We start from the raw sequence: 23,432 nt of genomic DNA, 5'->3' as shown, positions 1-23,432 counted from the left end.
TCAAACGACATTCTTATTCACAACGTTATTGAATGAGTGCTGATGCCAAGGGAGAAACCAATAACCAGTACGCTGGATCTTTCAGAGAGCCAGTATAGTTATATACGTGAACACAGGGTTTTGAAGGTCCCTGTGGTTCCTGCGACCGTTTGGCTGTCATCCCTTTCTGCTTTGGGGGCGATGTTTTGGCAGACACTGGGATTACGCCTGAGCGCTATTGATCTGCTCAAGCTTCAGGCTCTTTATTCTGACAACACATTCACCCTCTCATTATCAGACTGTACTGAGAACGAATTGGCTAAAGAGTGCTCGGTCAAGGCTGACAAGCAGGGGGATATTCTGGCGCGGCTGCGGATGCAGCCTCTTTCAAAAGGGAATAGCTCATCAGACAGTCGTCTTTTTCCGTTCCTTTCTGGTATTCCTGATCAGGCGGAGACACTACAATCCAGCACGGTTTACGAGCGATTAAGACAGCTGTCCATTCAATGGGGAACGAACTGGGAATGGTTGCAACAGTGTTATCTCTATAATGAAGCTGTCGTTTGTCGTATAGCAGCTCCCTCCAGTGAAGATTACCAGCAGGCCCCCCTGCATCCGGTATTGCTTGATAATGCCTTTGCCAGCGGCCTTTTGATCAATAATACCCACGATAGCAAGTCGCCGCTGTTACCTGTTCATATAGAAAGCATTGTCATCTATCAGCCTGCCCAGGGGCCGGTTTGGAGTGAATTCAGGCTTCGTTCCTCTGATTCGTCAGCCCCGGGTGAACCAGTTGTTGCCGATATTACTCTCTGGGATCTGCAGGGAGAGTGTCTGGCGGAAATATCTGGATTTACCTCTCGACATATACCTCACTCCCAGCTTTACACTCTGTTCTCCCGGCCGGTCTTCCGGGTGGTTGATGCTGTTCTTGCGATTGAAGAAGACACATCACCAGCAACCTGTTGTGATGTTCAGTTCTCGCCTCTCGCAGAGAGTGATGAACTGTTTTGTCAGCAGATTGCGGAGCAGGCCAAGGCTGATGGCGATAGTCCTGTTATCCAGCCTGTTCAGTTGGAGTCAGGACAGGAGGGCACGACAGATCACATTCAACTCATCATTACACAGCTGCCAGAGTCGGACGATCCGGACATTTGCCACGTTGTTCTTCAACGGGTGGGAGATTGGCTTAAGCGTTTGATTATTAGCGACAAGGCCAATCGTTCTGCGGAAGCTCCTTTGTTCTTGTATCTTGGAATGAGTCATGCCCCGCTTGATCTTCCTTTGGTTGTCGCGGTTCTTTCTCTGGTGCGGGTTTTTAATCGGGAGCATCCGCGCTGTTGTGTGAAGGTTCTGGTGGGTGATATTTCTGTGGAATGGCCTGTTATTCGGCACAGTCTCATTAACTGGGAGCAGGAACTCGGCAGTGAGCATATGCTCTGGCTGGATAAGAAGCAGCTGCGGATACCGGACTGCCAGAAGATCCCCGAAGTCATGTCTGATCGTCCCGATAATGATGTGCAAACACCTCTTCTGCCAGAGAACAGCAGTGTTCTGGTCACCGGCGGCACGGGTGGTATCGCGCGTTCCCTGATTCCTTGGCTAGCCCATACGACAGGGGCCAGACATATCACCTTGTTATCCCGTCACCCAATAGATGAGGATCAACTCACTCAGCTGGTTGAAGCCTGTGGGAAGGGCTGTCAGATCACCCATCTTTGTTGTGATATCAGTGACCACTCTTCCTTGAAAGCCGTGCTGGATAACCTGCCATCGGAGTGGCCACTGAAAGCGGTTTTCCATACTGCCGGTATCAATGAGGACAAAACCTTTGCCGAACTGGATGACGCGTCCCTTGCTCGGGTTTTCTCCGGAAAAGCCATAGGAGCCTGGCATCTCCACCAACTGACCCAAGATAAAAACCTGCAGTGGTTTATGCTGTTCTCATCCCTGGCTTCCGTGTTTGGGGCTGATGGTCAGGCCTCCTATGCGGCGGCGAATGGTTTTCTGGATGGTCTGGCCCGGCTGCGTGAGAAGGATGGTCTGCCGGTGCATACCATTAACTGGGGGCCATGGGCTGATGAGGGCATGGCAGCGAGCACGGGTGCGGTTATGCGCCAGCGTATGCGGGATCGAGGCCTTGAGGAGATGCCGGCCGGCATCGGCCTGATGCAGCTGGAAACCATTCTTGCTCAACCATCGGGCTGTTATCTGGCTGCGGCATTTACGTCAGTCTCCGGTAGTGAGGGGCTATCACGGCTGGAAAAACATCTGGTTGAATATCTGTCCGACGATAGACAGGTGGATGTTGGAACGTCTCAGGCACCAGAAAAACAGCCAGCCCTTGATCATACGACATCAGCATCTGTATTGATGGAGCTGGTACGGGGCGCAGTTATTGATGCCCTGAAAATACCCGATGCCAGCCAGCTGGAGAATCATCGCAGTTTTCAGCGTTACGGTCTGGATTCCCTGCTGGCGCTGGATATTCGTAACCGGCTGCAGAAGTCTATCCCCGGAGCTTTGCCATCAACCCTGCTGTTTGAATACCCAACGATCAATACGTTGGTTGGTTATCTTCAGGAACGGCTGCAGGAACAGCTGGCTGGTGTTAAGCCCGCCCCTGCAGAACAGCGGCCTGCGCCCCAGAGACTAAGCGAGGTCAGCCATCCGAAGAACTTTGATGAACCGGTCGCGGTGATCGGTATGGGCTTTCGGTTCCCGGGAGATGTCAACGATGAACAGTCATTCTGGGAGCTGCTCAGTGAGGGGCGTGATGCGATTCGGGAAGTGCCGCCAGAGCGGTGGGATATTGATGCGTTCTATGATCCCGACCCCAGTGCCATCGGCAAGATGCGAACCCGTTGCGGTGGCTTCTTAAAAGACATCGACCAGTTTGATGCGGGGCTTTTTGATATTCCGGCTGAAGAAGCAGAAGCCATGGATCCCCAGCACCGATTACTGCTGGAGACCAGCTGGGAGGCCTTTGAAAATGCCGGGTATACCCTGGCCAAACTGGCGGGCAGTCGGACCGGCGTGATTGTTGGGCTGATGTTTAATGAGTACCTGCACCGCTACGGCAATCATTATGAAGCCATTGATGGTTTTTTTGGTTCCGGCAATGCCGACAGTGTGGCTTCAGGGCGTCTGTCGTATTTCTACGGTCTGGAAGGCCCAAGCCTGACTATTGATACCGCCTGCTCATCCTCTCTGGTGGCCATTGATCTGGCACTTAAGCAATTGCACAGCGGCCAGAGTGATATGGTTCTGGCAGGTGGTGTTAGCCTGAATCTGTCACCGGCTTCCTTTATAGAGTTCAGCCGGCTGGATGGTCTGGCCCCGGACGGACGCTGCAAGACGTTCAGTGATCAGGCGGATGGAGTTAGCTGGTCAGAAGGGTGTGGGTTGGTACTTCTGAAACGACTATCCGATGCCCTTCGGGATGGAGACCCTATCGATGGCGTTATTCGCGCCAGTGCAGTGAACCAGGATGGACACAGCCAGGGATTGACGGCTCCGAACACCAGGGCGCAGAGAAAAGTGATCGAGACCTGCCTGGAAAGTGCCGGACTGACTATTGATGATATTGATTATATAGAGGCCCATGGCACCGGAACACCCATGGGGGATCCGATTGAGTTACAGGCACTTGGTCAGGTATGTACCCGCCGTACAGCTGATCGGCCGTTGATGATCGGTTCGGTAAAAAGTAATTTCGGACATACTCAGGCTGCAGCTGGGCTGGCCGGTTTAATAAAAACCCTGCTGGCTATAAAGCATAAAACCCTGCCATCGTCCCTGCATTGCGATCAAAAGACATCTGCCTTTGATTGGCAGGCCCAGCCGCTCAGAGTCGTTACCACGCCAACATTCTGGCCGGAAATCGGAAACCGACCTGCCCGGGCCGGTATCAGTTCTTTCAGTATCAGTGGCACTAATGCCCATATTCTTGTTGAAGAGCCACCTTTGCCAGAGCCGGTAAAAGAGGCTGATAACGGGCATGGCCTGCCTCTGGTGCTTTCCGCTCATACCCAAGCGGCATTGGATTTAGCATTGGTGCATCTGCAACAGTTTGTGCGACAAAACCCTGCTATTTCCCTGATGGCCATTGCCCGTACTTTGGCTCTGGCAAAAACACCACTGCCGGTCCGTAGGGCATGGCTGGTTCAGAGTCGTGATGGGTTATTGAACCTCAACAATGAGAACTCTCTTCCGGCACAGGATTTTCCAGAGCCGATCCGGCCACTGGTTGAACGTTATCTACAGGGTGAATCGGTTGACTGGCAGCCCGTATTCCAAGCACATACGCCCTGTGTTCGCCTACCGACTATCTCCTTCCAAAGACAGCGCTATTGGAAAGTCTTTGCCGATGAACCTGCGGATTCACAGCCTGCAAAACAGACGTCATCGAACGATCACTACACACTGGAATGGGAACCACTGGAGCCTGAATGGCCATCGGTTCGGGAAGGAATCCCGCAGAACTGGCAGGTCTTTGGGGATGCTGAAAGCTTGCAGTCACCGCTGTTCCGCAATCTTGAGCGTCTGGCTAAAAATCGTGATGTGACCCTGGTAATTAATCCTGATGAAGATTCGGGCCGGTCACCGGACTGTATTCTGGTGGTATCCCTGACGGGTAATATCGATAATCCACTGGAAGCCTCGCCCCAATGGCCGGATCTGGCGGGTGTGATCAAACCACTGCAACACTGTGTTCAGGAACAGCTTGGAGCTGGTCGTAAGGAACTGCCGGTCTGGTTGCTGACCGTGCAGGCCTGTCAGGTGCACAAAGGCGAGTCGGTAATACCAGACAATAGCCGTTTTCGTGGTGTGCATCTGGCACTGCAGGCTGAGTATCCGGAAATTAGCTCAAGATGGCTGGATATTCCTGCTGATACCGATGACGAACTTTGGCAGCAAGCGTTGGACTGCTTATGTACGCCGCTGTCGAGTCAGAGACTCTTCGAGTGCCAGGCATTACGACCCGGCCCGGCAGGGCTCGTTCAGTGGTGGCAACAGGTTCTTTGTCCGGTTGAGCGCACACCTTTATCCATCGATCTTCCTGAAACCATACTGATCACGGGTGGGCTGGGGGCTCTTGGTCTTGCTGTGGCCGAGTATCTGGGAAAGCGTCTGGCTGAACAGCAGAAACAGGGTTGTCTTATATTAGTCAGTCGTCGTGCAGGGCCGGACGAGGTTGCCCAACAGCGGCTGGATGCCATTGGTCAGGCGGGCTGTGATGTTCATTACTATCAGGCAGATGTAGCGGATCAAGAGCAGCTATCGGGCCTTTTTCTGCAGCTTGGCCAGCAGGGGCAGTTACCGGACCTGATTATTCATTGTGCCGGTGTACTGGATGATGGCCTGTTAACGAATCTGACTGACCAGCAATGGCAAACGGTACTGCGCCCCAAAATAGATGGAGCATGGAATCTGCACTGCCTGACCCGGGAGTGGCCTGAGACCCGGCTGGTAATGTTCTCTTCCATTTCATCGGTTTTCGGAAATATCGGTCAGGCCAATTACATGACCGGGAACTGTTACCTGGATGCTTTGGCTCAATACCGAACCAGTCACGGTCTGCCCACCCTGAGTCTGGCCTGGGGTGGCTGGGAAGGCGAAGGTATGAGTGCCCGGATTGGTTCTATAGAAAGTCAGGAGTCGAGTGTCGTTACTCTGCTGAACCCCAAAAGAGCGCTTCACACCATGGAGAAGGCGCTGGCAACTCTGGAGCAGAATGTAACCCCATCACCTGTGCATGTGATTGCCGCCATCAACTGGTCAGGCATGGCGCAGCGATTTACGGGCAAGCCGGTTCCGCCCTTCCTTCATCATATGTTGTCCCAGCAGAATCTTGTTTCAGAACAACCATTACCAGAGGCTGTTAAGCCAGCCAAACAGACTGCGTATACCGCTCAGCTCCTGAGTATGGAGGAAGCGGCTCGACGGGAACACCTGCTGGACTGGCTCTATCTGCAGGTGCTGGATTTGCTGGGCGTGGCCCCCGACTCTCACGAAGCTCTGGCGCGTGACAGTCTTACCGGGCTGTTCGAGATGGGGCTCGACTCGTTGAAAGCGGTTGCGTTTGGCCAACGGATGGAGAAACAACTGGGTCTTGAGTTGCCAGCAACCCTGGCGGTTACGGTTCCCAATCTTCAGGCGCTGGCGGATCGTATTCTTGCAGAGCTGGTCAAGGTTGTAGGCAGCGAGTCTGTACCAGAAGCTGCGGCTCTTCCGAAAATGGCAGTGAACGACAGTGAGCAACCAATTGCCATCATCGGTGTGGGCTGTCGTCTGCCTGGGGGCGTCCATGATTTGTCCAGTCTCTGGGAGATGCTGGAACAGGGAAGTGATACCACGTGTGATATTCCTGAAGATCGTTTTGATATCAATCCGCTGTTTGATACCGATCCCAATGCCACGGGTAAAAGCTATACCCGACGCGGTGCGTTTATAGAGGAACCGGGTCGCTTTGATGCCGGTTTCTTTGGCATTCCCCCCCGTGAAGCGGAAAGCATGGATCCCCAGCATAGGTTGTTGCTGGAATCGGCCTGGACCGCACTGGAGAATGCCGGGCTGAACCCTGAACAGTTACATGACAGTGAAACTGGGCTATATGTCGGTATCGGCCCCAGTGAGTATGAACAGCTGCAAGACCGTGGTCTGGATAATCTGAATGCTTTGGATGTGACCGGAACCCACACCAGCTTTGCCGCTGGCCGCCTGTCCTATTGGCTGGGTCTACAGGGGCCAAGTCTGGCAGTCGATACCGCCTGTTCTTCTTCTTTGGTAGCTATCCATCTTGCCATTCAGGCTTTAAGAAATGGAGAGTGTGATCTGGCGCTGGCTGGCGGTGTGCAGTTACTTCTTTCACCGGCCGGTTTTGTTGCCCTCTCCCGGACCCGGGCTATTGCTCCGGATGGTCGCTGTAAAACCTTTTCGGATCAGGCTGATGGTTATGGTCGGGGGGAAGGTTGCGGGATGGTTGCCTTGCGTCGTCTGGATGAGGCTCAGCGCCGTGGGGAGCCGGTGCTTGCGGTCATTCGTGGCAGTGCTGTTAATCATGATGGTAGCAGCAGCGGTATGACGGTTCCCAATGGTCTGGCCCAGCAAAAGGTGCTTCGTCAGGCGCTGGATAATGCCGGCGTACCGGCAGACAGTGTCGATTTTGTCGAAACCCATGGCACCGGTACACCGCTGGGCGATCCCATTGAAGTTGATGCCTTGCAGGCTGTTTATGGTCAGGCCCCGGGGCGGATTCAGCCTCTGCGAATAGGCAGCATTAAAGCCAATATTGGCCATCTGGAGTCAGCAGCCGGGGTTGCCGGACTTCTGAAACTGGTTGCAATACTGAACCGGCGAGCCTTGCCGCCACATCCCCTTGATGGTCCGTTGAACACGCGTATCAACTGGTCGGATATTTCCGTGGTTGTGAACAGTGAACTGCGGCCTCTGTTGAATAACGATTCCAGACAATCCTTACGGTGTGGCCTAAGTTCATTTGGTATCAGTGGCACCAATGTACACCTGATAATGGAACAGGCTCCCCCGGCATCGACAGCAGCTAATGATGAAGAACAGCCTGTTTTGGTGTTGTTATCGGGTAAAAATAAAGCGGCGTTACAGCGCAGGATTCAGCAGTTGGCAGCACAGTTGCGACAGGCAGACTCTGTGACCGACAGTCTTCAGGGTCTTGCCTATACCCTTGCGGTAGGGCGTGCACATTACCCATGGCGAGCCGCGATTATCTGCTCTTCGGTGGAGCAACTGCAGGCCGGTCTGGAGGCATTGTCTGAGGGGCGTGCAGGAGAGGGGTGCTTCCTTTCTGAGGCTGTAAACGTTAATGGCACGCCTTCTACTCAGCCTTTGCCAGAGCAACCTCTGGCTACAGAAAGCCTGCCACTTATGGCCGAGTATTTTTGCCAGGGCAGGGCGTTGGACTGGGCGGAGATATATCGCGCCTTAGGAATTCAGGCACGGTTGGTGAATCTTCCCGGTTACCCCTTTCAGGGCGAACACTTCTGGATTCAGAGTGATCGTCTGCGTTCTCACTTCAGCAGCTCTCAGCCCAATGATGAGGTTATACCGGCAACGGGGCGTTATCCGTTCAGTGGTCAGCGCATTCCCCTTTCTCAATCGGGAGATTCTCTTTACCAGCTGACTATCAGTGAGAGCGAAACCCCGTTTCTTTATCATCACAAGGTCTATGGCGAGGTGGCTTTAGCAGGCGCCGTGCATATCAGTTTTATGTTGGCAGCTGCCTCAGACATGCTGGCTACGGATCAGTTACTGCTGACCTCGATCAGCTTTACTGAGCCGATGCTGCCGGCTTCCCGGGATACTCTCTATTGTCGGCTTACCCCTGTTGGAGTTGGCGATAGCAGGATGCACTGTCGTGTATACAGTGAGCATCAGGGGGGGCTCAGAGAGCATGCTCAGGGATATGTTGAGCCCTTATTCACACAAGTATCGTCCCAGACCGAGTCGGGTGTACTGATGCCGACATTGGAGAACGCACCCAACTTCTCCGTCGTGGAGTGGCTGCGTTGTCTCGACCAATATTTCGGTATCCATTTTGATCCGCTCTGGTGCTGGGGGCAGGGTTTGCAGGCTACCGGGAGCCGTGTCCTCAACCGGATTCAGGGGCCTGATGCCGCTGCAGGAATAGCACCTCTTCATCCTGTGCTTCTGGATAATGCGATAGCGTCAGGAGCCATCCTGATGGCCGAGCAGGAGGACGCCGCAAGCCGTTATATCCCTCTTTCCATTGAACGGCTGACACTTTATGGGGCTGCGCCGGTCAGGGCACTCAGCGACTATCAGCTGCTTTCCGATAACGACACTGTCAAAGGCGATTCTGACCTGTCTACCCGCAGAGCCAATTTCTCGCTGAGGGATAAACAGGGACACTGTGTCGTTGAGGTAGAAGGCTTTGCCTGCAAACAGACCGATCGTGACACCTTGCTGCGACAGCATTCGGAAGCTGAAGCAAAAGCGTCTGGGGCAGGCCCCGCACTCTGGACAGTTGGCTGGCAGCCTGCCGGAGAGCACTCTCTATCCGAGAATTCTCCAAGTCGTGATAACAACGCTATTCAGATTGTGGTGCTGGATAAGTCTGACACTCGCAATGCGTTGGCTGATTGCACTGATGAAGTGGATGCGAACGAGAGCGTCACTGTCGTATTTTGGCCTGGGCAAGAATCAACCGAAGAGAGGGATTTTGTTCCTGAAGAGTTAGAACAGCTGACGCAGAAGGCTCTGGTCTGGTTGAAAGTGTTAGCGGATGAGCAAACGACAGCGCGTCATGTGTGGATTTTTCCCGTCCAAAACAACAGTTCAAGCTGTTATCCGGTATCTGCACCCGTTCTTGCCATGGCGCGGAGCGCACAACGGGAGCACCCTCAGCTCCCGTTAACCTGTCTGCTTTTATCGGCGACCGTGGAAGCAAGGCAGCATCTACTCAGTCAGGTTCATTGGTTAACCGGGCAAACCCTGCCTCGCGAATGCCTGATAACGATAGAGGGTGATATTGCTCGGGTGGCGGTACCTGAACTGCGTGTCAAACCGGAGTCGGCCAACTCTACTCCGGTCTCTTTGGAAGGCGAAACCCTTCTTGTGACCGGTGCTTTCGGCAGTCTCGCGCAACATATACTGCCCGAGCTGATGGAGTGGTTGCGACCGAGCTGTGTTGTCTTGTTGGGGCGCCATCCACCAAATGTCGAAGCCAAAACTGTTATCGCAGGGGTGGAGAGCCGGGGCGCCACCGTTATTTGCAAGCAGTGTGACATCAGTGACGAGCAGGCCATCTCGGCACAGATTGCTGCGATACCGGTGGAATATCCGCTGACCGCAATCTTTCATCTGGCGGGTGAGTTACAGGATGCATTGCTGACCGACACTCAACCTGAACAGCTTGAGAAGGCGCTATCGGGCAAAGCTAATGGAGCCTGGTGGCTGCACATCGCCAGCCTGTCCGGTCCAAAGCCGTTAAAGTATTTTGTGCTGTTTTCATCAGCGGCTGCTGTGCTGGGTTCACCCGGGCAAACGGCCTACAGTGCTGCCAACGGATTTCTCGATGCCATCGGTGTTTATCGCCGACAACAGGGGCTGGCCTGTCAGGTGATTCATTGGGGGCCATGGCAGTCGACCGGTATGGCCGGTGGGTTAAGCCAGCAGGATCTCCAGCGCCTTCATAGTATGGGCATTACCCCATTGGCCTCTGAGCAGGCATTGGTATTACTGAAACAGGTATTGGCTGCTGATGACCGTGATCCGGTTATTGCTATGGATTACCAGCCGCAAACGCTCCGGCAATCTTCAATGCTTCAGCGGCCAATTGTGGATAATAAACAACCAGTGTCGGGAACAACCGGTGACGCTGTCCACCTGCTCAGTCTGCCTGATGACGAGTTTCTTGCCAGTCTGACGACGATGGTCAAGAAGGCCCTGATGCCTTTGCTTGCATTACCGGATGACCAGTCCTTTATCGATGTGCATCAACCCCTGCAGTCTCTTGGGCTGGATTCCCTGCTGGCGGTGGAATTGCGTAACACCCTTATGACGCAGTTGTCGTCAGTACTGGATGGTGGGCTGCCAGCGACTCTGGCCTTTGACTATCCCACTCTCCATAAACTGGTCGCGCATCTTGCGGACCGGATGTCTTCCCGAAGGGCTAGGATGCATACGGAAGCGAAGACCAAGTCGGTTCAGTCACAGGCCACCCGCAACGCTTTAAGGCCAAAGGAATCCGGAAAAATTGCGGTGATCGGTTTGGGTTGCCGTTATCCCAGCGGTATTCAGAACCCGGAAGGCTTATGGGCATTTCTGCAGCAGGATGAAAGTGTCGCCCGGGAAGTACCGCCCAGCCGCTGGGATATCAATGCCTACTATGACCCGGTCCCCGGCACGCCCGGAAAAACCATGACCCGCAATGGTGGGTTTATTGATCAGGTCGATTTATTTGATGCCGATTTCTTTGGCCTCACTGATCACGAAGCCGATCTGATGGATCCCCAGCAACGAATATTGCTGGAAACCAGTTGGGAAGCATTTGAGCGAGCCGGATACCCGCTTACCCGTTTGCGGGGCAGCCGAACAGGAGTCTTTATGGGCTTGATGTCCAGTGACTACGGTTTGCTGCTCCGGCAGGGTGCGGAAACTCTGGACGGCTCTATTGCCAGCGGTAACTCCCCGAGTCTGATTTCCGGACGACTGTCGTACTTCTTTGATCTACAGGGACCAAGCCTGACGGTTGATACTGCCTGTTCCTCCTCTCTGGTCGCTCTTGAACTGGCCTGCCAGAAACTGCGGGCAGGTCAGTGTGACCTTGCTCTTGCAGGAGGTGTCAGCCTGAACCTGAGCCCGGTGATGTATGTGGAATTCAGCAGCTTGGAAGGCATGGCACCGGATGGTCGATGTAAACCCTTCAGTGCCTCTGCGGACGGTGTTGGCTGGGGAGAAGGCTGTGGGGTGGCAGTGCTTAAACGACTGGATGATGCTATCGAGGATGGGGACACGATACTGAGTGTGATCGCAGGATGCAGCAGTAACCATGATGGTCGTAGCCAGGGTGTTACAGCGCCCAATGGTCCGGCTCAGGTGCAGGTCATCCGTGCTGCGCTGGATGATGCCAACCTGAACCCCGAGGCCATTGATCTCATCGAAGCACATGGCACCGGTACCCGACTGGGTGATCCGATCGAAGCGCGGGCGCTGGAGCAGGTTTTTCGTAACGGCCCTGATCATCGCCTGTTCCTGTCTGCGGTCAAACATAATCTCGGGCACACCCAGGCTGCGGCCGGTATCAGCGGCTTGATCAAGGTAACCCTGTGTCTGAACCATGAACAGATACCTGGCTCCTCCAGCTTCAGCCAGCTCTCCGGAGAGGTTGACTGGGAGCACTCTCCTTTAATTCCAGCTGCTGATTCTCAGGTCTGGTCGTCCAGTCCGCTGAGAAAACGTCGGGCGGGGATCAGTTCCTTTGGTATCAGCGGTACTAATGCCCATATTGTTGTTGAGGAGGCTCCCTGACAATGGATCATCCCCTGCAGCTGGTACCTGTTTCCGGCCATACTCCTGCCGCACTGATCACGCAATGCCATAACCTGGTCGCTTACCTTGAAGGGCATGAGGTTAGTCTTGAGGACTTGGCTTATACCCTTGGGGTCTATCGCAGTCACTTTGTATATCGGCTGGCTGTTTGTGCTGATTCTGTGTCTGATCTGTGCCAGAAGCTGAATAGCTTTTTAGCGGTATATACCGGTGAAGCCTCTCCTGAACCACTGCCGGATAGCTGCTTTTATGGTGACGCCCATAGTCAGAAATCCTTGTCGGAGTCAGGGATGGCATTGGCTGACAGAGGGCTGACGGAAAGATCTTTGAAAGAGGTTGCCCGATTCTATGTTGAGGGCAATGAGATTGCTTTTAAGCAACTCTATCCCGACCAAACGAGATGCCGGCTGGATTTGCCCGTTTATCCTTTCCAGCGTAAACGCCACTGGGTAAACACTGAGCTGCCAATATCTGACCATAACAAAAGCACTGGTACGGATAATCTGCTGTTTCATTATGAGTGGGTGGCAACGCCGTTATCGGCTCCTGTTGCGGGTTATTTCCCTTCGCCCATCAGCATGACCGGAACAGTGGCTGATGCAGTGGTTGATGTATCGAATCGTCAGTGGTTTCAGGCATTTGACAGTTATCGTGACGAGCTTGACCGACTCACCAGCCACTATATGGTGGCAGCCTTTGTATCGCTGGGTGTGTCTGTTGATACGGGGACGTGCATTCCTTCTGCCGATCAGCTGGCGGATACTCTGGGTATTGTTGATAACCAGCGTCGCTTGTTTCGGCTGCTTTTCAAACGGTTGGTTGCTGCTGGCTACTTAAAGCCAGATGACAGCGGTGAAAACTGGTGCTGGCAACCCTCTGTTAGCGATGTGATGCTTGATGAACCGGAAAGCGTACCGGCAGAGCCCAGCCCTGCCTCCCGGCTACTGCATGCTACGGGGCCAAAACTGGCCGATGTGCTGCTGGGTAGGGTGAAACCCGAGCAGCTGATCTTTCCGAACAATGATACCTCACTGGTAAATGCCCTCTACCGGGACAGTGCAGACAACGAGTACATCAGCCATCAGATCAAGCAGGTGCTGGAGCAACTGATTGAGACCATTCCAGCAGGCGGTGAATTGAAAATACTGGAGATCGGTGCCGGTACCGGAGGCACAACGGAGCCATTGCTGGAATATCTGCAGTCCTGCCCTGGGCATTTCAGCTACGCCTTTTCCGATATATCGCCGGTTCTGCTCAAGGATGCGGAAAAACGACTGGGGCATTTTAATGGATGTGGTGGCCTGAGACTGTCGTTCACTATTTTGGATATTGAGCAGGATTCCATTAGCGATGGTGAGCAAGGTTACGATCTTGTTATAGCCTCGAATGTTCTGCATGCGACCCAGAGTATTGCCGATACTCTGACGCATACCCGGGCGTTGTTGCATGATGGCGGCTGGTTGTTGCTGCAGGAAGCAGCCAACCCCGGGACATGGATTGATATTGTTTTCGGTCTTCTAGAGGGCTGGTGGAAGTTTTCCGATACCAAATTACGGTCTGATAATCCTCTGTTGTCACCGGGGAGTTGGTGTAAGCAGCTTGAACTGGCTGGCTTTGATCAGGCAATGACGCCTGTCCCCGCAGAGTGTCCACAGACCCTGATTTTGGCTCGCGCCCCCATCAAATCAAACGACTACAATTCAAACGACCACAATTCAAACGGCAGCGTTCAGGTAGAGAACACTTGTCTTGTCGTTCAGTCAGGTCAGGAGTTGCCCTCCCTTCAAGACGCCAGTGCGAGTGCAAGTGGTAAGACAACTGATCTCTGCTGGCATCTGCCCAGTCTTACTCTCGACACGGCCGATGATCCCCTTGATCTTATTCAGCCGCTGATCCGGCAGTTTATAGCCATAACGCAATGGATTAATGATGCACCGGCTCCACCGCGTCTGCATGTTCTCTGCCAACAAGCCTTTGCCAGCAAACCAAGTGAGGACGTACAGCCCCTGTTGGCTCCGATTCTTGCACTTGTTCGCACCCTGGCCAGTGAAGTGCCGGAAACTGCAGGTGTTATCGTTGATGCGGATCAGCCTGTGGATACAGACTGGCTGTTAATGCTGGCCAACAGCCAAACTAGTGATATCTACAGCCTGAGGAGAAAACGCCTCTTTACCCGGGGGCTGATTAACGATCCGGATGATACCGAGGTCGATGTTAGTAACCCACTGTTAACCGCAGCAAAGGGGACGTGGCTGATTGCCGGTACCGGCGGCATGGCTTTGCTTACGACACGCTGGCTTGCCAGGCAGGGTATCAGGACGGTCATATTATTTTCCCGTCATGGTTTATCGCAGGATCAAACGCCAGCCTTGAAGCGTTTAGAGACAGAGTATCCGGAGCTTAAACTTTCGGTGGAGCAGATTGATATCTGTGATGCTCAGGCAATGGAACAGTTGGGGCAAAAGCTGATATCGCAGGGTGATTTTAAGGGCAAGGTTCAAGGAATAGTCCATTGCGCGGGCAGTCTTGATGATGGGGTGGTTCGCCACCAGACTGCGGAACGTATTGCTCAGGTTCTGGGAGCCAAGGTGCAGGGTGGCTGGAATCTGCACCGGCTGGCTGAGGCATTAATGCCAGAGTATGTGCTGCTGTTTTCATCCGCTGCCACACTCTCATGCCCTCCCGGTCTTGGCGCTTATGCCGCAGGTAACTGTTTTCTGGATGCGCTGGCGGAGTACCGCTTGGTAAGAGGAGAGCCTGCGCTGGCTCTTGACTGGGGGGCGGTGAAAGATGTTGGCGTTGAGCGGGTACAGGCCAGTAATACGACCATGGCTTCCACTCTGCAGGCGCTGGATATAAAACCAATGACGCCCGTGCAGGCAATGGACGGGATGACTCGCGCTTTCAGGCTACAGGCACAACAGGCGTACGGGAGCCGGGTTGTTTCACCGATTGACCCGCAGGCTCTGGGCGCTCATGGCGATAGTTTGCCAGCTGTGTTTCGTACGCTGGCCGCGCAACACATACCTGAGGTCAGTCGCCCGAAGAGCAATGCCAACCCAATAAACGGCCAGACCGGTTTAAGATCACTGTTGCGGGAGCAGTTACGGGCGCAGATAAGGAAGTCAGTGCAATCGGTTCTAGACGAACAGCATCAATCACTCCTGACTGATCAGGCTTCTTTTCAAGAGTTGGGCATGGACTCCCTGAAAGCGGTTGAGCTGCGTAATCAGCTTGTTAAGGCTTTGGGGCAACCGCTCTCGAGCTCTGTACTGTTCGATTACCCGTCAGTAGATGCGCTGGTCGAACATATCCGTCCTTTGCTGGCTGAAACCGAGTCCGTTGAAGAAACCGTGGAGCCGGAGAACAGGCTGCAGGATGCAAGCGATAAGCGTACTCCGCATTCCGATGCAGTCGCCATTATCGGTATGGGCTGCCGCTTTCCCGGAGCAGAGTCTCCGGACGCATTCTGGGAGTTATTGTCTGAAGGTCTGAATACTGTTGGAGAGCTGCCCGTTGACCGCCGCCGTCTGGCTCTGGATCAACCGGTTGCAGGGCCCAAAGGACATGGCGGGTATTTGAATGATATTGACATGTTCGACCCTCTCTTTTTCGATATTCCCCCCAGTCAGGCCGCATCCCTTGATCCGCAACAGCGTGTGCTGCTGGAAACAGCCTGGCAGGCGATTGAACAAGCCGGACTGGCCAAAGAACAGTTGTGGAACAGTCGGACGTCAGTGTTTGTCGGGCTCTACCACCACGACTACCAGAAGAAGATTGCCGAGGCCGGTGTAGAAGAGCTGGATGGCTGGACTTTGTTGGGCTCGGAACACAGCACCATGGCCGGACGTCTCTCCTACTGGCTGGGTTTGAGAGGCGCGAATATGCCGGTGAATACCGCCTGCTCTTCATCACTGGTGAGTCTGCATCTTGCGTGTCAGGGGCTGATTAACGGGGAATCTGATCTGGCGTTGGCAGGTGGTGTCAGCTTGCTGCTTTCGTCTTACCGACAGATCTATTTCGACAAGCTTGGAGCCCTTTCATCAACAGGGCAGTGTCGTCCATTTGGGCAGGAGGCCGACGGGTTCGTCCCGGCAGAAGGGTGTGGCGTTCTTGTGCTTAAACGGCTTGCCGATGCCGAACGCGATAACGATAACATCCTTGCGGTTATTCGGGGCAGTGCTGTGAATCAGGATGGCAGAAGCCAGGGCCTGACGGCACCCAACGGCCCGGCACAGGCGCAGGTTATCCAGGAGGCTCTGGATGCGGCCGCCCTGCAGCCAACGGATATCGATTATCTGGAGGCCCATGGCACAGGAACCGCACTTGGCGATCCGATTGAGATCAATGCGCTTGCAAGTGTGTTCCATGAACGCAGTCGTAAAACACCGCTACAGGTCGGTTCGGTCAAGAGTAATATCGGCCATAGCGAGGCGGCAGCAGGTGTGGCCGGCGTTATTAAAACTGTTCTGGCCATGCAGCATGGCCAGCTTCCCGCCAGCCTTTCCTGCACACCGGTGTCTCGCCAAATTCGCTGGGATGCTATCCCGATTTCTGTAGTCCGGCATTTGTCGGGCTGGCCAGAAACCGGGCGGCCTTACCGGGCAGGGGTCAGTGCGTTCGGATTTAGTGGAACCAATGCTCATCTCATACTGGAACAGGCTCCTGCACGGAAAGTTGTTTCCCGTACGCAACCTGCTTTGGAAGTTCGGTCTTGGCAACTGGTTCTGCTGTCAGCACGCTCTCCCGAATCTTTGCGTGCCATGGTTGAAGAGATGCTGGCGTATTGTCAGGATTTGGCTGATAGCGAAGCTGTAACCGCAGAAAATCTGGCCTGGAATCTGGCTGTACGACGATCATCGTTTGAATATCGGCTTATTGTTCCTGCGGAAAATCTCAGTGATCTCTATGAGGAACTTGAGCAATGGCTTGCCGCTCATAGTGGTCAGCAGAAGCGATGTGATCCCCTTGCTGCTGATGAAACCGTTCTATGGCTGAATTTGCCAGAAGCCCCTGATGCCCTGCGTCAGCTTGTTGCTAATTACCGTTCTGAACAGACTTTTATGGAGGTTCTTGAGCATTGGGCAGCCTTTATGGGCATCGCACTGGAAGGCCTGCTTTTACAGTTATCCGAGCCGGCACAGGATTCACCAAATAGAGATCTTGCGATTGCAGGGATTGGTTGCGCATTAGTTGCTACATGGCGGCTTTGGGGGATCAACGGATCCAGTCTTGTAGCGGAAGGACTGGCACTGCCCGGTATTCTCAGTGATGACCAGTCATTGGACGATGCGTTTGCCATGGCTCAGCAGCTGGTGGATAAAAAAACGACAGGACGTGCAGATCCTCATTTACTCAAGACTTGTTCCCAGTTGGTGGAAAACCAGACTGTCCCGATTATGAAGGTCGATACCGAAGGCATGCCATCGATAGATAGCAGTCAGCTTTCACACTCCCGGGTTGTTGTGTGTGTTGAGCCATTATCCGCACAATATGACCTTCAAACCTGTTGTTTCTCTGACCCTGGCGCAGGATTGCAGCAATGGTTTATGAGCGGTGGCTCGGTGAACTGGAAAGCTGTGTGGCAAGGCCGTGAAGGCCAGCCTCTGGATTTACCGGGTTACCCCTGGAATCGTTCAGCGTACTGGTTGCATGACGCATCGAAAAAGAGTGTGACCAGAAGTGCGACCACTAGTGAGATTAAGAGTGAAAGCCTTAAGGTTTACCAGCGCGTCTGGCAAGCCCTGCAATCCCAAACTGCAGCTGACTCGAATATAAAGACAGACGATAACAGTCATGTGATTGTGTGGCCAACGAACGATCAGCCTGGGAGAGACGTCTTCTCGGCTGTGGAGCAGCAGTTTCAGGCGTTAAAGTCCCACCTTGTTAACGAATCGTTGCCAGAGGTGGTCTGGGTACTGACCCGGCAAGGTGAACGCCTGCCGGGTGATATTTCTGCTGGTTCCGATATTGCCAGTTCAGAGCAGAGTGCTATCCGGGGATTTGTACGAGGTATTGCTCAGGAATATCCAGACCTGACTTTCGTACTGCTGGATATTGGCGCTCGGGACGATGCCGCTGAGGTTATTCAACAGTTAAAACAGCGGGATGAATACCGGCAATATGTTCTGTCTCGATCTCTGACCCGATCTCTGACAGAAATGGCTTATCGCAGGGGGCAATTCTATCGCCCGATATTGCAGGAGAGCAGTAGTTCACCCGAGAATAATGCACCGTTGTTGTCTGGTCAGGCCCTGATTACTGGTGGTCTGGGAAGCCTTGGACTGCACACGGCACTCTGGCTGGTGGAGCAGGGGATTGAGCAACTGGTACTGGTTAGCCGCCATAGACCGGAGGATCCCGAACGGCAGCAACTGTTGGAGCAGCTTCAGAGCCGGTTGCCGCAAACGGGTAGCCTTCAGATTGAGCTGCGGGATATTGGTGAACCAGATGTGCTGGCGAACCTGCTGGCAACCATGCGTTCCCGGTCGTCAGACTCTATTGTCGTTTATCACTGTGCCGGGGTTTCCGAGAACCTGCCGCTGGCAGAGCTTGATCTGCAGACTTTGCGAAATAATATGCGGCCCAAGGTTATGGGGTTTGAAGCGCTGGCATCGCTCCCCGAAGACCTGAGACCCGATCATATTATCTGCTTCTCTTCCCTGGCGAGTGTGACCGGCCGGGCAACTCAGTCCGCCTACTGCGCCGCCAATGCCTGGCTGGATGCCGGTGCTGAGCGGCTGTCTCGTGAGGGACTTTCCTGCCGGACTATTAGTTGGGGCCCCTGGCAGGCGGGTATGGCGACCCGCAGTCGAACACTGGATGCACTATCTGCATCCGGTATCTATCCATTAACACCTCATGAAGCGCTTGGGCGGCTCTCGGCAACCGCTGCCACGGGACATTCTGTGGTTGCGGATCTGAGTGAAGCGATGCGGGAACGCATCAATTTTTCTGAGAGCCAGAATCTGGACGATGAACCTGAACACTCGTTTCAAGGTGAAGATAATGGTTTCCTTGATCAGTATTTTCAGGCTGCCGAAATCGAGAAAGCGCGGTTGCTCACGCATTGGCTTAAAGAGCAGGTGTTGCAGTTGATGGGTATGGAGCCTGATGCCGCACTCTCGGAGGAAGAAGGCTTTTTCGCCCTGGGTATGGACTCGATGATGATGGTCAGCCTGGCCAACACCATCAGCAAGAACCTCGGACTTACTCTGGATGCAGCTCTGATTATCAGTGCTGCAAATCTTGGGGGGTTGGCTCGAAAGCTGTTGCCGCTTTTGGATAAGCAGTGTGACCGTTTTAAATCTCCCCGCTCCTCCCCAAATAAAGACAATCAAGCGACACTGGTTGAAGAGCGTTGCACAGCCGCTGTGGATCCGGTTGTTATTCTTGGCTCCAGTTGCACCCTGCCTGGTGGCGTGAACGACCTTGATCAGTTCTGGCAGCTGTTGGCAGAGGGGCGATGTACCCGGGAGAAGATCTCGCCAGACCGGTGGCCTCTGGAGGGATTTTATAGTCCTGATCAGGATAGGGTTGATCGATCTTACTGTCCCTATGGACACTTTGTTGAGCTGCCCGGTATTGAGGAAGCGTTGTTCTACGGAATATCCCCCAGGGAAGCTGAAAAGATGGACCCGCAGCAAATACTATTGCTGAAAAATGCCTGGCTGGCTTTGGAGAACGCTTGTCTTGTGCCTGATGATCTCCGCGGAGAGCGGGTGGGTGTCTTTCTCGGCATTGGGCCACCGGAGTTTAGCCATACTCAGAGGCACCTCCGGGCGGAAACGGATATGTACTCGGTGACCGGCAGCCATATCAGTTTTGCCGCAGGTCGGCTTGCTCATTCCCTCGGGTTACAGGGACCCTGTATGGCCGTGGATACGGCCTGTTCCTCGACACTCACTGCCTTGCATCTGGCTTGTCAGGCGCTGGACAGTGGAGATTGCGACCTGGCACTGGTTGCTGGTGTGCAGACCATTATGCTCCCGCAGACGTATATCGCCCTGTGCCGTGCCAGAGCCATTTCCGCTGATGGTCTGTGCAAGGCGTTTGCTGATAATGCTGATGGATACAGTCGTGGTGAAGGATGTGGTGTGTTGGTTCTGACCCGGGAAAGCCGGGCCGACCAGCTCGCTATCCCTGCTCAGGCAAAAGTTGCCAGCACCGCCATCAACCATGATGGTGCCGGTCCCGGCCTCACTGTCCCTAACAGCGAGGCGCAACAGCGTCTGGTTCAGCAGGCACTCGGCAAGGCCAGACTATCGGAGGATGATATTGGGTATCTTGAAGCGCACGGGACCGGAACCCGACTGGGGGACCCGCTGGAGGTTATGGCGCTGGCCGAGGTGTTTGCTGCAAGGAGAAGCCCGCTCCCGATTGGCAGTGTGAAAGGCAATATTGGTCATCTTGAAGCGGGGGCGGGAATGGCCGGTTTGCTTAAAGTAATGGCTGCGATGCGGCATCGACAGTTACCGCCTCACTTGCATGCGCAAACCCTGAACCGACAAATCCCTTGGCAAGATATTCCAGTTCAGGTATGTCAGTCGTTAACGCCCTGGCCAGTAGACGATAGCGGTACCCTGTATGCAGGGATCAGTTCTTTCGGACTGAGTGGCAGCAATGCCCATGTGATACTTGCCAGTGCCTGATTGTCTTCCTGATACCGTTGCTTTTGGATGCACTTATTGTTTTGTGGCTGTGACAACAACCATATCGATGTACTGTTTCTTATACATCCATGATAAGACTCTTGAGGCTGCCAAAAACTTTCTCCAGACCTTGTCGCGCGTCATGCTGTGAAAGGATTGATGGTGCTGGTGAATGAAACTCTGGAAAGGCAGGAAGACCCACTCCCCGATGGAGTGAAAATCGATGACTTTAAAATTTGTGTCAGATAAATGTGCTCTATAGGTTGCTTCATCCCACAAATTTTCAGATGGCATGTGCGAGATTTTAAAAATCAGCCTCATAAATAGTTTTTCAGCCAGAGTCGCTTTGTCAAAACGGAATATCATATCGACAAGGCCGATCTGTCCGTCCGTCACCATGGCTTTGTGAGCCTTCTGCAAGAAAACGAGGCGTGATGGGAAGTGGTAAGCGCAGTCAAGGGCGATAACCCGATGAAAATTATCCCTGCTGTCTATATCCATGGCAGATTTGTTCAACAAAATAACATCACCGAGCCCTTTGCACAGGCTCATGCTGTATTGAGTCTGAATAGTTGAGTTGTTATACCCAACCACAGAGGCGACCCGATAATCGTTCTTCCATAAAAGAATCTGGTCACCGCAGCCGTATCCAACATCAAGAACATTATGTTCTGGGGAGAGCCCCAGTTGATTACCTAGTAAAGTGGCAAGGTGGCGTGCTGCATCCGGATATTGCGTGCTGTTTTTCCAATAACCGAGGTTTGCCCAGCTGCTCTCTCGTTGAATATTCAGAACAAAATCGTCCAGAGAGTGAAACTCGTTGTTTGAACTGTTTTTCTTGGTACGGATATACAAAAACAAAGCCATAACCAGAACAAAGAACAATAAGTAGAGGGCTTTGAATTCCATAATTGTATCCTGTCTTTTAGCGACGGAGTGGAGCTTCTCTTATCACTCCATTCAAGCAGGCGATGTAGAATCGTACCAATATTGAGAGAACCATCTCGTACAAGCAGGTTGATTAATATTGTCGTTTTTTGATGAAACGATCTGAGTGGGATTCGCATTTCTATCATGTCATATCTATTTTAAAACCCTCTTACTTTTCGTTCCTCCCAAAGGAACCATTATGAGCCAAGTCAACGTTCTCAATGAGTACAATTCATACGACAATAAAGGACATTCGTTTTACGATGTTATTGTTGTAGGTGGTGGTCCCGCAGGTTTACAGGCGGCCTATTTTCTTAAGCAGGCAGGATTATCCTGTGTTGTTCTTGAGGCCAATGATCGCTGTGGCCACTTCTTTGAAAAGTTCCCGGTTCATCGGCAGCTAATTTCTATCAATAAGGTTTATACCGGCATTGATAATAGTGAGATCAATGAACGCTGGGACTGGAATTCTCTTTTACCCTGCGATACTCAGGCACGTAAGTTCAAGGACTTTGATACTAAATACTACCCCGATGCTGATCGTATGGTTGAGTATTTAAATTACTATGCGGCTTACTTTCAAATACCGGTACGCTATTCATTCAACGTTGAATCCGTCACCCGTGAACAACACTTCATCGTCAACAGTGAGCAGGGGGAATCTGTTCATGGTCGTATAGTGATCATAGCGACAGGGTTCGGGAAAGATTATACACCTCACATCCCGGGCATTGAGCAGACAATCTCCTACCGGGATCTCACTCCAGAGCATTCCGAAGCGATGGCCGGGCAAAGGGTGCTGATTATTGGCAAAGGTAACTCGGCCTTTGAAACGGCCAATGCACTGACGCCGTACGCCAGCCTGATACATATGACCAGTCCAAATACATTAAAAATGGCCTGGAGCACCCATTATGTAGGGCACCTGCGCGCTATTAACAACAGCTTTCTCGATACCTATCAGCTGAAGTCCCAGAATGCGGCCTTCACTGCGGATATCCAAAAGATTGAGAAGGATGGTGATGGCTTTCAGGTTACTGTTCAGTACAAGCGTGCAGAACAAGAAGTGGAAACCATTTATTACGACCGTGTTATTCATTGCACGGGTTTCGCCATGGATACCGACTTCTTCTCTGAGGAGTGTCGCCCTGAGTTGTGTGATCGTGAAAAGCTACCCAGGCAGACGGCAGAGTGGGAGTCCGTCAACGTTAAGGATATGTATTTCGCCGGGACGCTGACCCAGTACAACGATTACCGTAAAACCATGTCCGGATTTATTCATGGTTTCCGCTACAACATCAGGACGCTGGTTGATTTTCTTTGTGAAAAATATTTTGACAAGGCATACCCGACTCAAAAGATAGACGCCAGCACTGATGCTATCAGTTCCTATGCCATTGAACGTGTGAATACGACGGCATCTTTGTGGTTGCAACCCAAGTTCCTTGTGGACTGTCTGGTATTGGCGGACGACGGCTCCGTCACTATCTATCAGGACTTACCCTATGCCTATGCAATTGAACATCTGGCGAAACACCATCGACTGTTGATGCTCTCCATTGAGCATGGGCCGACCATTTTTGACTACCCCTTCGATATCGAACGACCACCAAGGGACTGCGGAGACCGGGGCGAAGAATCCAACTTCCTGCATCCGGTTGTTCGCTATTTCAGCTATCAGACAGAGGCTTTTTACACCCACCATATTATTGAAAACCTGTTTGCGGAATGGAGAAAGGAGGAGCACGTGCAGCCTCTGAAGCATTTTGTCAGTGGTGTGCTTTCGTCAGAGATGGTTGTTCAAAAAATAAAATAAGACGT

Annotated in this window: 4 protein-coding genes; 3 read left to right on the top strand and 1 reads right to left on the bottom strand. The window is 53.0% G+C overall.

Annotated features, from left to right (window positions below; translation table 11 throughout):
• The first annotated feature begins 42 nt into the window (after positions 1-42).
• Entirely contained in the window at positions 43-12,009 is an 11,967-nt protein-coding gene (locus tag EHSB41UT_RS24335; protein WP_106408272.1) for an SDR family NAD(P)-dependent oxidoreductase, read from the top strand.
• A gap of 2 nt (positions 12,010-12,011) precedes the next feature.
• Positions 12,012-20,681: an SDR family NAD(P)-dependent oxidoreductase gene (locus EHSB41UT_RS04520; protein WP_087107271.1), complete on the top strand. Its 8,670-nt coding sequence runs from the start codon at positions 12,012-12,014 to the stop codon at positions 20,679-20,681.
• A 33-nt stretch (positions 20,682-20,714) separates the two neighbouring features.
• Here EHSB41UT_RS04520 and EHSB41UT_RS04515 read toward each other — a convergent pair whose 3' ends face one another.
• Positions 20,715-21,590 carry an SAM-dependent methyltransferase gene (locus EHSB41UT_RS04515; protein WP_087107269.1) on the bottom strand — a complete coding sequence of 292 codons (876 nt, stop codon included), beginning with the start codon at positions 21,588-21,590 and terminating at the stop codon, positions 20,715-20,717.
• A 220-nt stretch (positions 21,591-21,810) separates the two neighbouring features.
• Between EHSB41UT_RS04515 and EHSB41UT_RS04510 the strand changes: the two genes are divergently transcribed.
• Complete coding sequence (locus tag EHSB41UT_RS04510; protein ID WP_087107267.1) at positions 21,811-23,427, top strand: FAD-dependent oxidoreductase; 1,617 nt, start codon at positions 21,811-21,813, stop codon at positions 23,425-23,427.
• Positions 23,428-23,432 lie beyond the last annotated feature (5 nt).

The sequence above is a fragment of the Parendozoicomonas haliclonae genome (assembly GCF_900174585.1).
Taxonomy (GTDB): domain Bacteria; phylum Pseudomonadota; class Gammaproteobacteria; order Pseudomonadales; family Endozoicomonadaceae; genus Sansalvadorimonas; species Sansalvadorimonas haliclonae.
The sequence above is the reverse complement of the archived record's forward strand: the minus strand, read 5'-3'. Positions and strand labels throughout refer to the sequence as shown.

Coding starts and splice junctions, on each gene's coding strand:
- EHSB41UT_RS04515 (WP_087107269.1), bottom strand. CDS start 21,590: ATGGAATTCAAAGCCCTCTACTTATTGTTCTTTGTTCTGGTTATGGCT.
- EHSB41UT_RS24335 (WP_106408272.1), top strand. CDS start 43: ATGCCAAGGGAGAAACCAATAACCAGTACGCTGGATCTTTCAGAGAGC.
- EHSB41UT_RS04520 (WP_087107271.1), top strand. CDS start 12,012: ATGGATCATCCCCTGCAGCTGGTACCTGTTTCCGGCCATACTCCTGCC.
- EHSB41UT_RS04510 (WP_087107267.1), top strand. CDS start 21,811: ATGAGCCAAGTCAACGTTCTCAATGAGTACAATTCATACGACAATAAA.